The 12,375-nt window shown below is 64.3% G+C and carries 13 protein-coding genes; 8 read left to right on the top strand and 5 right to left on the bottom strand.

Annotation, left to right across the window (positions count from 1 at the left end):
* Positions 1-6 precede the first annotated feature (6 nt).
* The 3 genes from VFZ97_06400 (at position 7) to VFZ97_06390 (ending at position 1,293) form a co-directional block, all read left to right on the top strand.
* Entirely contained in the window at positions 7-318 is a 312-nt protein-coding gene (locus VFZ97_06400) for a helix-turn-helix transcriptional regulator (protein HEX6393054.1), read from the top strand.
* Positions 315-869, top strand: coding sequence for a hypothetical protein (locus tag VFZ97_06395; protein ID HEX6393053.1), 555 nt, complete (start codon positions 315-317; stop codon positions 867-869). The genes VFZ97_06400 and VFZ97_06395 overlap by 4 nt, the downstream gene beginning before the upstream one ends.
* 85 nt (positions 870-954) lie before the next feature.
* Positions 955-1,293 carry a hypothetical protein gene (locus VFZ97_06390; GenBank protein HEX6393052.1) on the top strand — a complete coding sequence of 113 codons (339 nt, stop codon included), beginning with the start codon at positions 955-957 and terminating at the stop codon, positions 1,291-1,293.
* Here VFZ97_06390 and VFZ97_06385 read toward each other — a convergent pair.
* The 3 genes from VFZ97_06385 to VFZ97_06375 all read right to left on the bottom strand — a co-directional run bounded on the left by VFZ97_06385 (position 1,277) and on the right by VFZ97_06375 (position 3,769).
* Positions 1,277-2,026: a hypothetical protein gene (locus VFZ97_06385; protein ID HEX6393051.1), complete on the bottom strand. Its 750-nt coding sequence runs from the start codon at positions 2,024-2,026 to the stop codon at positions 1,277-1,279. The genes VFZ97_06390 and VFZ97_06385 overlap by 17 nt on opposite strands.
* Before the next feature lie 110 nt (positions 2,027-2,136).
* Positions 2,137-2,757, bottom strand: coding sequence for a PqqD family protein (locus tag VFZ97_06380; protein ID HEX6393050.1), 621 nt, complete (start codon positions 2,755-2,757; stop codon positions 2,137-2,139).
* A gap of 112 nt (positions 2,758-2,869) precedes the next feature.
* Positions 2,870-3,769 carry a hypothetical protein gene (locus tag VFZ97_06375; GenBank protein HEX6393049.1) on the bottom strand — a complete coding sequence of 300 codons (900 nt, stop codon included), beginning with the start codon at positions 3,767-3,769 and terminating at the stop codon, positions 2,870-2,872.
* A 1,114-nt stretch (positions 3,770-4,883) separates the two neighbouring features.
* On the opposite strand from VFZ97_06375, the gene VFZ97_06370 reads away from it, so the two are divergent.
* From VFZ97_06370 to VFZ97_06350, 5 genes are read left to right on the top strand one after another with little or no spacing between them, the layout of a single operon-like run.
* Positions 4,884-6,794 carry a nucleoside-diphosphate sugar epimerase/dehydratase gene (locus VFZ97_06370; GenBank protein ID HEX6393048.1) on the top strand — a complete coding sequence of 637 codons (1,911 nt, stop codon included), beginning with the start codon at positions 4,884-4,886 and terminating at the stop codon, positions 6,792-6,794.
* Positions 6,784-7,437 (top strand): acetyltransferase, encoded by a 654-nt coding sequence (locus VFZ97_06365; GenBank protein ID HEX6393047.1) that lies wholly within the window; start codon positions 6,784-6,786, stop codon positions 7,435-7,437. Before VFZ97_06370 ends, VFZ97_06365 begins: the two co-directional genes overlap by 11 nt.
* Positions 7,434-8,546: a DegT/DnrJ/EryC1/StrS family aminotransferase gene (locus VFZ97_06360; GenBank protein ID HEX6393046.1), complete on the top strand. Its 1,113-nt coding sequence runs from the start codon at positions 7,434-7,436 to the stop codon at positions 8,544-8,546. Before VFZ97_06365 ends, VFZ97_06360 begins: the two co-directional genes overlap by 4 nt.
* Positions 8,543-9,193, top strand: a complete 651-nt coding sequence (locus VFZ97_06355; GenBank protein HEX6393045.1) for a sugar transferase — start codon at positions 8,543-8,545, stop codon at positions 9,191-9,193. The genes VFZ97_06360 and VFZ97_06355 overlap by 4 nt, the downstream gene beginning before the upstream one ends.
* Positions 9,186-10,988 (top strand): PqqD family protein, encoded by a 1,803-nt coding sequence (locus VFZ97_06350; protein HEX6393044.1) that lies wholly within the window; start codon positions 9,186-9,188, stop codon positions 10,986-10,988. Before VFZ97_06355 ends, VFZ97_06350 begins: the two co-directional genes overlap by 8 nt.
* Positions 10,989-11,001: 13 nt before the next feature.
* On the opposite strand, the gene VFZ97_06345 is transcribed toward VFZ97_06350, so the two are convergent.
* Both VFZ97_06345 and VFZ97_06340 read right to left on the bottom strand, forming a co-directional pair.
* On the bottom strand, positions 11,002-12,033 hold the full coding sequence (locus VFZ97_06345; GenBank protein ID HEX6393043.1) for a hypothetical protein: 1,032 nt from the start codon (positions 12,031-12,033) through the stop codon (positions 11,002-11,004).
* On the bottom strand, positions 12,015-12,356 hold the full coding sequence (locus VFZ97_06340) for a PqqD family protein (GenBank protein HEX6393042.1): 342 nt from the start codon (positions 12,354-12,356) through the stop codon (positions 12,015-12,017). The genes VFZ97_06345 and VFZ97_06340 overlap by 19 nt, the downstream gene beginning before the upstream one ends.
* Between the last annotated feature and the right edge of the window lie 19 nt (positions 12,357-12,375).

The raw sequence follows: 12,375 nt of genomic DNA, 5'->3' as shown, positions 1-12,375 counted from the left end.
AAAGGTATGGACGCATCAGCGATCCTGTCCGAGGCTCGTCGCCGTTCTGGGCTGACCCTCCGTCAGCTTGCCCGCCGCGCTCGAACCTCCCATTCGACCATCGCCGCTTACGAGAACGGAACCAAGCAGCCGACGACCGCGACCTTGGTCCGCCTTGTCGGGGCATGCGGATTTGAGCTCGAGGCCGAGTTGCGGCCTAGTGGTCCATTCGAGGACAGACAGCAGCGGGGACGCCAGCTTCTCGAGGTTCTGGACCTCGCTGATCAGTTCCCGAGCAGACGATTGGCCCCTATCGCGTATCGGTTCCCTGCCCGTTGACGACTCTGGCCGACAAGGTGGTCGCCATCCACGATTCGCTCGAAGCGGCCGGTTTGCCACACGCCTTCGGTGGAGCGTTGGCTCTCGCGTGGTGCACCCGCCAACCTCGCGGGACAAGCGACATCGATGTCAACGTGTTCGCGCGGACCAACTCCGTCCGGAGAGTGGTGGAAGCATTCCCCCCCGCGATTCGAGCAACTCCGTCGCAGCTACGAGAGCTCAGGGCGACCGGGCAGGTGAGATTGTCGTGGGACGACACCCCGGTGGACCTCTTCCTCAACAGCTCGACCTTTCACCAAGAAGCCGCGGGCCGAGTTTCATACGAGCCTTTCGGCGGCAAGACGCTGCCCTTCCTGAGTTGCTCGGATCTGGCAGTGTTCAAAGCATTCTTTGACCGGCGGCGAGATTGGGCTGACTTGGAGGAGATGCTGTTGGCTGGGACCCTGGACATCGAGGTCGTGGTGGCTGCGATCTCGAAGTTCCTCCCCCCGAAGGACCCGCGGATCGACCGCCTTCTACAGATCCAAGAGGAGATCGGCCGAAGGCAGTAGCTCATCGAGGAGTACCCCGTGCAAGGGAGTTCCTGTTTTGCTATCAATTTTGGGGATAGGGCAATTTTGGGTAAGAGGCTCCACAGTGACGCTCGTATTGTCGGTCGTAGCGGGGATCGTTTTGGCGTTGCTGGTCGCGTCCCTTCTTGCGGTTGTCATCACCGCGATGTTTGGGGTTGTAATTGCGGCAGTCTGCCTTCCCTATGCAGCCATAAAGGCCGCTCTGCGCAAGGGCCTTTCAAAGGCCTCGGCTCAGACGTCTCCGTCCCCGGTGCAGTCCGAGCGGCTCGCGATCGAGGTACCGGCCACCCAGCCAGTGACGGTCCATGCCCGGCGATCGATCTGGCTCAGGCCGGCGGGGCTTCTGTTTTGGCTTGGTGTAGGAGTCCTGCTCGATCTAGACGGAACTAAGAGCCGGCACTAACGGACCCCAATCGGGATCGGTTCTCACGCCTCATCAACTCGAGAAGGCTCGTGGCTACGACGGCGGCCTCCCCTCGGATGCCCGAGAAAGAGCGGGCACCCTGGGCGGCGGCCACTGTTGACTCGAGTACTTGCTTGCCCTGGGTCCGCGCGCCAACCGCGTTGCGCAGCAATGCAAGCACGGCCTCCGGAGGCGAGATCTCACGCATGCTGAGAACATCGCAAGTTCGGTCGAAGGCCAGTTCTGCGATCATCCCTACTCGTAGGCCGTCATCGCCGACATATGCGCGGTCGCGGAGGTCCACGTCCGCCGGTCGATGAACTCCTTGCTCGTCACGGATGGACACCGGACGCGGATACGGATGCACGAAACCTTGGGTGTCCAGAACGGCGAACTCGTCGCTCAGATAGTCCGCGCCCTGCCGCACGAGCGCGACAGCAAGGGTCGTCTTTCCCGCCATCGAAGGCCCGGGAAGGACCAGAGCGGCGTTGCCGACAGCCACGACGGAAGCATGCACGAGGACCCTTCCCCGAGCGTTGGCTCCCAGCCATATCTCCATGTCGCTGCGGACCGCGCGCGCGGCCTCGGCGGGCTCGGCCCAGGTACCGATGGGGGACCCCTCGCTGGTTATGTAGAGGCTCGGGTCAGTTCGGGTTGCTTCCCAAAGCCGCTCCGGGGTCGACGACATCGCCCGGTGCCACAGCGAGGATGGAATCAGCCGGTCGAACTCCATTTGCATAGATGCCGGCGCCCGCAGGCCGACCGCGCGACCGAAGCAACGCCACACGCGGGTCAGAACTCGGTCAGCCTCTCTCCCTGCTCCGCGACCGCGAACTGGTTCTCTTACCGGCCTGATGCTTTCCGGGAGGCGGCGACAATCGCGGCACCTGCCCCGATCGCGCCTGCAGCGATCGCGACGTCGTCTGTCAAGTCTGCACCGGTGAAAGCGAGTTCTTGCGCCGGCTCCGTTTGATGAGCCCCATTTCTCGGGGTCGAAGTGGTGGTGTTCGGCTCGGTGGTGGTCGGACCGGCCGTGGTGGGCCCGGTCGGGGTCTCCGCCGCTGACGCCGTTTGCTCGCCCTGAGCCGATTCGGGTGAGATGCCCGTCTGATTCGGCCTGCTGGCGGCCATCGCCGGGGTCGGCAACACGATCGTGGCCACCAACCCGACGCCAACGCCGGCGGACCCGGCGAGGGCGGCACGCCGCGAGAACTTCCGGTCGTTCTCACCGTTCATCAATCCCGCGTCGGCCAGGCAGCCGAGGATGTGCCTCACGGTGTCAACCGGGACCTCTAATCGGACCGCCAGTGCATCCACATCATCGGCCCCGTCGCATGCCGCCCAGACCTGCGCGGCGGGCGGCTCGAGGGCATGAGCCTGCTGCGTCTTCGGGTCGAGCGCGACCACGCCTCGATCAACCTGACGGAAAAGCACGTCATCGCGCCGCCGCGGCTTGTATGGCAACTCGTTCCTGTTCTTCCCCAGCGAGGCACCGCCCCGAGTCCAGCGTTCTCAGTATGCCCTCGATTTTGATACAAGGCAAGAGCCTCGTTGCCCGGCTGGGAAGCGTGAGATGTCAGCTGCGCTCCTGGCTGCGCGCCAAACCGTCAAGCGTCGCCACAGCCTCACGCAGGTCGCCACTTACTAGGCGATAGCTAGCGGCGCCGCGTGCGACGTCCGCCAGCAACTGGAACGCCCGACCGCCGTACTGGGGCAGGTTCATGATCCGGCGCCCGAGTTCCATGACTGCCTCTCCAGACGAAATCGGCTCGAGCCGGGTCGGCGCGTCCGGCTGATAGCGAACACTGACGACCCAGCGCACGCTGCACGGGCCGGAGACGGTCTTGCCGCCAAAGGCTTCCGGCTGCACGAACCACTGGTCCTGAAGGCGCACAACGCTGTCCGTCTTGTGAGCTTCCAGGCCTGGGAAGAGCGAAAGGGATCCGAGTTTCAAGGTCAGCGGCTTCGCGTACGGGTACAGCTGCCGGCTCACCGGGTCGATTGCGGCCGCCTCATCAGAGAGGTACTGGAAACCTTTCTCAGCCAGGCCGGCAACGAGCGTGGTCTTCCCTGAACCCGAATCACCCGGAAGGATCATCCCGTCGCCGGAAGGCGCAGCAATCGCACCCGCATGAATCAAGAGGTAGCTACCGGTGGACCTGCCCACCTCGGCGTTGATGTGCCACAAGAGATGGGAAAGCGCCTCGTCGAAGGTTTCCGGGCCGAAGAGGAGGTCGTTGCCATACCGCACCTCGCACACATCGGTGGTCTGGCTGAGCGAATACACCGGCGGCACGTTTGGTGTTGGGGGAGTGCGCCTCTCGACTCGATTGGCGGGGATTTCGAACTGACCGAGGATGCGGCGAATAGTCCGGCCGGCTTCGGGGTTATCCCATCGCAAGTTGAACACGTATCCCAGGCAGCGAAAGTAACCGTCCCCCAGCCAGTCTGCTGACGCGCCGGCCCGTCGGGACATCGATTGGAGTGTTTCACAACTCAGCCCGGCGGGGGCGGAGTTCGTCGCGCTGGAAGTTACTGGCAGACGCTCAGGCCGTTAACCGTGGCGCAATGGGTGAACGCGGTGCCGAACGGATTGTGAACCCCGGTGCAATCGGAGTCTTGGATGCAGTGGTAGAGGCCGGCAACATCCCACCCGGTCCTGTGGGCGCTCGCGGGACCCGAGGGTCGCACGCACAGATTGATGCTTTGGCCCCCGTTACCACAGCAGGTCGTCGCACAAACGTAACCCGGCGGGCAATTTGCATCGCTGCTACAGACGATGTCGCTGCCGCTTCCATTCTTTGCCGTCTCAGCACAGTAGTTGGCGAAGACGCAGACGCAGCGCGACCCGGCCCGATTCACATGCACCAGGCAGAAGTGGCCCGGTGCGCATTGGTTCCCGCTTCGAGGACACGTCGTGTCGCAGTTCGTGCATACCTCAGACGCGGCGAATGCGGGAGTTTCGAAGCTCATCACCATCGGCGCCGTCCAGACGACCGCTGCCCCCACACCGATTTTCTTGAGCGCGCTACGCCGGGAGATGACCGCCTCGGTCTCTTCCACCTCCGCCCCCTGTTCAGTTCTAGAGGTATGGCGACTCTAGCCATCCGAACGTGGTGGGTGTATCACCCATTTGCCGTATTTTTCCTACGTCGTACTTGAAAGTCTCGTATTGGAAGATTGCTCAACTACAGAGTCGCCACGGGATGTGGCGGGGCACGCGCGCGAATTGAAATAGCTGCACTTTTGGTTATTTGACCCGTGCGAACTAGTTAATCCGGGTGATAGCTTGCCCTGCAGCAGGGTTGGGGTCTGTTCGAAAAAGGGGAAAAGGGGTGGTTGCCTAAAGGGCTAACTGCGGCAGCGTGCTGGGGACTGTATTGGCGGCCGCTAATCCGATGGCCGGTGGCCATCGCTGGTAAGCGCGCGGAGCGAAGTCCTCGCGGGACTTTCGGTGTATTTGTTCGTCGGCGCGTTTACTCCGTATACGTGTGGGACTTCGTTGCGCCGAGGGTCCGAACAGCGTGGGGCTTGCTGGAGCGACACGGAGGGGCTGGATGAGGGTAAGGGGCGCGGAACACAGACAAGAGATGTTTGAGGCGGGCGGGCCTTCCGGACTCCCGCCCGGTTACTTCGCGATCAGCAGGCACCGTCGAGCCGTCATGGTGGCTGCCGACGGGGCGGTATGGGCCGCTTCAATCGCGACCCTCAACGTACTCCGCTTCCAGTTTCACGGGAGCAACGCCGTCGTGCACGCTTTTTCGATTCGGCTGGGGATCGTCGTAGCGGCGGCGGTAGGACTTCAAGCCTTGCTCGGGTTGACGACCCCTCTCTACCGGGCAACCTGGAGGGTTGGAAGCCTGGAGGAGCTGCTCTGGTTGGCTCCGACTGTCACCGCCGTCGGCTTTGCCATCGGCGCTGTGAGCCTCGCTCCAGCGCATCACGTGGTGCCCGCTACTGTAGTAGTCGGCGGCACCGCTCTCGCTCTTATTGGAGCTGCGAGTTTACGAGTGGGATGGCGTCTCAACTGGGAGCGCAACCGCCGACCTGTGGATCGCGCGGAGAGAGCGATCATCTTCGGGGCCGGCGACGCCGGAGTCCAACTCATCGAAGTGTTGCTGCGAGATCCGACGAGCGGGTATCTCCCGGTTGCGCTCCTCGACGACGATCCGGTCAAGCGAAACCTGCGCCTGCGACTCCTGAAGGTCAGCGGAACACGCGACGATCTGCCTGCCGTCGCGGCTCGCCTTCTCGCCGACTCGGTGATCATCGCGATCCCGAGTGCTCCGTCCGAGTTGGTCCGCGACATAACGGAGATAGCAACCGCGGAGGGACTAAAGGTGAGGGTGCTGCCGACCGTGTCGGAGATGCTCACCTCCACATTGAAAGCTCAGGACATCCGTCCGGTTACCCCCGCCGACCTGCTAGGGCGCAGGGTTATCCGGACCGACGTGGCGGCCATCGCCGGTTACCTGAATGGAAGGCGGGTACTGGTGACCGGAGCCGGCGGCTCGATCGGTTCGGAGTTGTGCCGGCAAATTTACGCTCACGGCCCGGCCGAGCTGATCATGCTCGACCGCGACGAGTCGGCTCTTCACCAGGTGCAGCTGTCTCTCGAAGGTAGAGCTCTCCTCGACGGAAGGCACCTGGCGCTCTGCGACATCAGGGATCCGGATGCACTCGACGAGGTCTTCGCAGAGCACAGACCGCAAGTGGTCTTCCATACTGCGGCTCTCAAACACCTTCCGTTGCTTGAAACCTGGCCTGCCGAGGCAGTCAAGACCAACGTGCAGGGCACCCAGAACGTGCTCGATGTCGCCAAGGCCTACGGTGTCGAACGCTTCGTCAACATCTCGACCGACAAGGCAGTCAATCCCGTCTGTGTGCTCGGGTACAGCAAACGCATCGGCGAGCGGCTCACCGCCCACGCCGCCCTCGGCGCAGGTGGGACTTACCTGAGCGTCCGCTTCGGCAACGTTTTAGGCAGCAGGGGTTCGGTGCTGCCGACGTTCCAGGCTCAAATCGACGCCGGAGGCCCGCTGACCGTCACCCACCCGGATGTCACCCGGTACTTCATGACCGTGGAGGAAGCGGTCGAGCTCGTCATACAGGCGGGAGCTCTCGGCAAAGGTGGGGAGGTCCTCGTGTTGGACATGGGGGAGCCGGTGAAGATCGCCAAGGTGGCGTCGGCGATGGCTGCTGCGGCCTGCCAACCGATAGACATCGTCTACACCGGGCTGAGGCAGGGGGAAAAGCTTGAAGAGGAGCTGCTCGGGGATGGAGAGGCGATCGAGCGGAGGGTGCACCCGCTGATATCTCACGTACAGGCGGACCCTCTCTCCCCGGCCGCGTTGACGGTCCTCAAGCCGTCTGGCTCAGACGTTCTGATCAGGTGTCGGCTGGACGAGCTGTGCCGCGCGCCGTGCCTGGGCTCCTCCGACTTGCAGTTGGATGTCCTGGAGCTGGCCGAGCCACGGCTGAAGGACGCAGTTGACCTCTGATCTCGCGATCTATGGCGCCGGTGGCATGGGTCAGGAGGTGGCGGACCTGGTCCTGTCGCTCGGTGGTGGCCAATGGAAACTGGCCGGATTCATCGACGACGATGCCGACCTCTTAGGAGCCGACGTGCTCGGGTTGCCCGTTCTGGGGCGCGTCGAATGGCTGGCGCATCGCCCAGTCGCGGTCGCGATCGCTTTTGGTGCGCCATCAGCACGTCTGCGTGCCTCGAAGGCCATCCACCACGCAGGAAGCTGTTCGGCGCCCTCCCTGGTTCATCCCACCGCCCATGTCGGGTTGGGAAGTTCGCTGGGCGAAGGAGCGATCGTTGCCGCGCAAGCGGTGCTCACCGCCGATGTGACCGTCGGACGGTTCGCCATCGTCAACACCGCTGCCACGGTGAGCCACAACTGCCGCCTCTCAGACTTCGCCACCATCGCTCCGGGAGCCCACCTGGCGGGGAACGTCCATGTAGGGGAAGGCGCCGAGATCGGCATCGGCGCCTCGGTCGTTCAGGGCAGGAAGGTCGGCGAGTGGTCTGTGGTCGGTGCAGGCGCGGTGGTCATCGACGACGTCGAGCCGAACACGACGGTCGTCGGTTGCCCGGCCCGGGCGATCGCGACTCGGCAACCGGGATGGCAGGAATGACCCGGCGCATCGGACTGGCTCGGCCCGATGTCGGCGACGAGGAGATCGCCGCGGTCTCACGTGTCCTGCGCGGCCCGGTCCTCACTGCCGGACCCGAGACCGAGGCGTTCGAGAGTGAGTTCGCCGCCTACCACGGCGCGCAGCACGGCGTTGCGTTCGCCAACGGGACGGTAGCGCTCATAGCCATGTATGCGGCGCTCGGAATCGGTCCAGGTGACGAAGTCATCGTCCCGTCTCTGACGTTCGTGTCTTCCGCCACCTCGGTCGTCTACTCCGGCGCCACGCCCGTTTTCGCCGACATCGACCCCGAGACGTTCAACATCGACCCAGCCGATGTGGTCCGTCGTCTGGGGCCAAGGGTGAAGGCGATCCTGGCGGTGCACTACGGCGGGCAGCCGGCGGATCTAGCCGAACTCGCCGAGGTGGCCGCAGATGCAGGCGTGTTGCTTCTCGAGGACGCCGCCGAGGCGCACGGTGCGCGCTACCGCGGCCGGTACGTGGGCACTTGGGGGCTGGCCGGTATGTTCAGCTTCACCCCTACAAAGAACATCACCACCGGCGAGGGTGGAATGGTCCTCACCAACGATGTCGAGTTGGCTGAGCGGCTGCGATTGATTCGCAATCACGGCCAGACCGAGCCCTACGTGCACTCGTTGATCGGTTGCAACTGGCGCATCACCGAGATGCAGGCGGCGATGGGAAGGGCGCAACTGGGCAAGCTCAGCGGGATCCTGGCGCGCAAACTTGCCCTCGCTGCCGAAATGGACCGGCTGCTCGAAGACTTGCCGGGCGTACAGCCGCCGGCGACGCGACCGGACCGGGACCACGTGCACATGCTCTACACAGTGAAGTTGGAGTCACAAGCAGCAGCCCGTGACGCGGTTGTGGAGGAGATGAGGTGGAAAGGGATCGAGACCCGCGTGTACTTCCCACCTGTGCACCGCCAACCGATCTTCGCCGACTCGGCCGCGAAGCTTCCCGTCACCGACGATGTGGCCGGGAGCATCCTGTCCTTGCCGATTCACTCGCGGTTGACGTTCGGTGAGGTTGAGGAGATCGCCGGCGCTCTTGCCGAGTCGGTCGGAGCGGTGTGTCAGGTAGCTAGATGATCGACCGGATCGTTGCCGGCGTCCTATGCGCGGCGCTGACCCCAGTGATGGCGGCGGTGGCTGTGCTGATCCGGGTTCTCGACGGATCCCCGGTCCTCTTCCGGCAGCAGCGCGCTGGGAAGGGAGGCCTTCCCTTTGTCCTGTACAAGTTCAGGACGATGCGTCCGGGTGGAGCATTCGGCGAGGGTGATGAGCTGAGGATGACGGGCCTCGGGCGCGCCCTGCGCCGGGCCAGCCTCGACGAGCTTCCGAGCTTGTGGAACGTCGTCCGGGGCGACATGCGGCTGGTGGGACCCCGGCCGCTTCCTACGGATTACAACTCGCGCTACTCACCCGAGCAGGCGCGCAGGCTGGAGGTCAAGCCGGGACTGACCGGTCTGGTCCAGGTTCGTGGCCGCAACGCTCTCACATGGGATGAGAAGTTCCGGCTCGACAGTTGGTACGTCGAACACCGCTCGTGGCGTTTAGATCTGCGCTTGCTGGTGGAAACGCCGCTGACCGTCACACGGGCACGTGGTATCTCTCATTCTGGCCACGCGACCATGCCCGTTTTCAAGGGCGATTCCCGTGGCGAACCGGACAAAGCGGATGTTACGCTCACGTCAGGAGTCGGGCAGCTCGTGGAAGAAGGGGCGCAGGGTGGCTGAGCACGGGGTGGAATCGGAGTCATTGTCGATGGCGGGTACTAACGGGTCGCATAGCCCGATGCCACCGGTGTCGGTAAGCATCGCGAAAAAGCCGGAGGACATCGACGCCAGTTTCGCTCCCAATCCCCGAGAGTCTTCCGTTTCATACCGCTTCGACGATGAGGTGCTGGTCGTCGACGATCGGACGGGCCGAATCCATGTGCTCAACTCGATCGCGGCGATCGTATGGGAGTGCTTCGACGGCACGGTCACCTTGGGTGAACTGGCTCAGGAGCTGGCCGAAGTCTTCGAAGCTCCGGTGGAGGTCGTCATTGCTGACATCCTGGGGATGACCCGCCAGCTAGGCGAGCTCGGACTACTCGCCGGCGTCGCCCTCTTCGTTCCGGGGCCCCCGCCGGCGCCAGGCGTCCGGGAGGTTGGAGAGTCGATCGGAGTGCTTCAGGTGACGACGTCCAGCGGGGATTTGGTGACTGTTCCGCGGCCCGAAAGCAAGGGCACCCTCTTGATCAACTGGAGCCCGTCGTGCGGTTACTGCTCGAAGATCGTCGGGGATCTGGAGCAGTGCAGACCCGGGTTGGTCGAGCGCGGCATCGATCTGGTGCTCCTGACAGTCGGGTCGGACGAGGACAACCGGCGGGTGCTTGATCCAGCCGGGCTGAGCGACGCAGCTTTCTACCGGAAGCACGCCGAAGACGGGGATCATCCCGGCTCGGCCAATCCGTTCGGTTCTCTCGGGACTCCTGTCGCTTACCTTCTGGGCGTCGACGGGGTAATAGAGCATCCCGCCGCTTTGGGCGCGGACCAAGTGCCGAATCTGGCCCGCGAGGCCGCCGGGCTCCAGCCCGAGCCGACCGAGGTCACGTCGCAGCCGGACGCAGACCAGGGCGGCGTGGAGCACGTTCATGCTCAGCGACCGGTATTGCCCGCGGCCGGGGGAATGTGCGGGCCGTCCCCCCACACAGGAGGGAAGGCTCCCCGACAGTGGGCGTCCACATTGGGCTTCGACATCGGCGACTACCGGGTCGGTGTCAGGGCTGATTCGATCCGGACCGAGGAACTTCTCGCCAGAGTGTTCGGCGCCTACCTGGTTCAGGATGGCCCGCCGGCGGCGGCCAACTTCTCGGTCGTTCTCGGCGGCGCCGACTCAGGAGACGCCAAAGCCCTGAGCCTGCTCCTCGCCGCGGATGCCACCGTGCTACGAAGCCGGTCCTCTCGCCGGGTCGTGCGAGCGCTTCAGGCAAGGCTGTCTGGCCTGCTCGACAGACCCGACACCGACGGTCTGGTCCGCACTGTCGCCGTGGCTGCGTTGGCCGGCGATCGTGCGTTTCTGTTGCCACCGGCTGCAATCCGCGGGATGGAGTACTTGCAGCCCCGGCTGGCTCGGCTAGGCGTGCGCCTCAGCGACGCGCCCGGGGCCCTGGTCGATCCCGCGACGGGGGAGTTGGTGATACCCGAACCGGCGATCGAGGTGGCACACGATGTGCTTGAAGAGCTCGGCGAAGTTCCGTCGTCGCGGAGCGAACTCCTTCCGATGGAGCCGGGCCGCTACCGGCTGGGGGCGTGGGGCTTCGAATGCGATCAGTCCGCCGAGAACGAGCGGTCCAGCCGGGCCGGCGCCATTGCGGCCCTTCTGCCCGCCGTAGAAGGTTCACCCGACCAGCTGGGCAAGGTGATCGAGCACCTCGAGCGAATCGTGCAGCAGGTCAGGGTCATTCCCCTGAATTCAGCGTCGGAGCGCGAGCTCATGCAAAGCATCGAGAAACAGTTGCCGTCAATAAGGAACGAGTCGGAATAAACCACCGCTCGGGCTATCTATCCGCTCGCCACAACCGTGCGGTGAGATGAATCCGACGCTGGCTGAGCGCATACGTGGCGATTATCGCGAGCAGTAGGGCAATTCCGGCGATCTCGCCAGCCTCGACGGGGGTTCTGTTGTCCAACGCGATCCGGGTGCACGCAGCGGCAAGTGCCAGCTGGATGAACGAGACCACAACCGGTGTTCGCAGGTGGGGGGCCAGTCGCTCTACGACGGTCTGTCCATCGCGCAGCAACCAGTGAACGGGCGGCTCTATGGCGAACAGACCAAGGCATACTCCGCCCGCGACCACCGTTCCCAACCTTCCTCGGCCGCCAACAGCATCTGCCCAAGCGAGAAAGCCAGCTGCCGCTGCGGCACCAGCGCCGCCCAACCGAGCAAGCGGGATCGGCCAACCGAGCAGGGCCATAGGTAACGCCGCACCGACGAGAAGCAGCGCGAAATCCGGGTCAGGAACGGTCTCGTAGAGACCAACCGTCGTGACAGCGAGCAGCAGCGGGCCGAGCCCGAGCCTGCAACAGCGGCGGTCAAGACTGTCGATAAGACCGGCTCCGACGACCGTGATCGCCCCAGCGAAAACTCGCGCCCATAGCGGGTCCGGGAGCGCTGACTCGGTGGCCAGAACGACGGCGCCCGGGGCAGACAGCAGCATGCGAGGAACCGCTGGAAGACTCGCAATATCTCCAATCAGACCGCCCGTAAGGAGGAGAGCGATGGATAACGCGAACCCGGGAACGAGATGGCCGGTGCGCTGATATCCAGCGAGGGCCGCCGCCGCGAACAGCAGGCCCGCTATCGGTACCGGCAGGGACGACTTGATGCCGCGCGCCCCTCGAACAGCCCGCCGTCCCCAAGACACAACCGCGCCTGCACCGACGGCGACGAACCCAAATAGAAGAGGGTCCCTGAATTCCGGGAGGGTGAATGCCTGAAGGTCGCAGGCAAGTCTTGTGTTGCAGGGCGGCCGATGGCGAAGAAAAAGGTGCGGATCGATTGAGGCCGTGATCAGGGCGGCGATGTGCACTTGGTCTCCGCCGAAGTTGTCGAACTCCTCGCGAGCAAACCTTGCCGAGAGAATTCCTGGACGAGCGTCACGACGTCCTGTAGAACCAGCTCGGCGGCTACGTCAAAAGCCTGTGCGAGGTCGACGGCCACCTCGTCGAGCCGACTTCGGCCGTCGAGCAGCTCCCATACGATTGCTGCTGTAGGACTGAGCAGGTGCGCGACCTCTTGCTGCTCGTCGTAAACGATCGCCTCCGCTTCGATCTCGACCGTAATCATGTCCTGCCGCCGGGTCGCGACGAAGTCGGGTCCGACGTGCTGCGGGACTTGTGCGTCGTCCGTCACCCTGCGCGGTACCGGCCGG

This window comes from Acidimicrobiales bacterium, from assembly GCA_036378675.1.
GTDB lineage: Bacteria > Actinomycetota > Acidimicrobiia > Acidimicrobiales > Palsa-688 > DASUWA01.
The sequence above is the reverse complement of the archived record's forward strand: the minus strand, read 5'-3'. Positions and strand labels throughout refer to the sequence as shown.

Excerpts from the sequence above, each read along its gene's own strand:
- VFZ97_06400 (HEX6393054.1), top strand. The coding sequence starts at position 7 with ATGGACGCATCAGCGATCCTGTCCGAGGCTCGTCGCCGTTCTGGGCTG.
- VFZ97_06385 (HEX6393051.1), bottom strand. The coding sequence starts at position 2,026 with ATGGAGTTCGACCGGCTGATTCCATCCTCGCTGTGGCACCGGGCGATG.
- VFZ97_06375 (HEX6393049.1), bottom strand. The coding sequence starts at position 3,769 with ATGTCCCGACGGGCCGGCGCGTCAGCAGACTGGCTGGGGGACGGTTAC.
- VFZ97_06370 (HEX6393048.1), top strand. The coding sequence starts at position 4,884 with ATGTTTGAGGCGGGCGGGCCTTCCGGACTCCCGCCCGGTTACTTCGCG.
- VFZ97_06360 (HEX6393046.1), top strand. The coding sequence starts at position 7,434 with ATGACCCGGCGCATCGGACTGGCTCGGCCCGATGTCGGCGACGAGGAG.
- VFZ97_06355 (HEX6393045.1), top strand. The coding sequence starts at position 8,543 with ATGATCGACCGGATCGTTGCCGGCGTCCTATGCGCGGCGCTGACCCCA.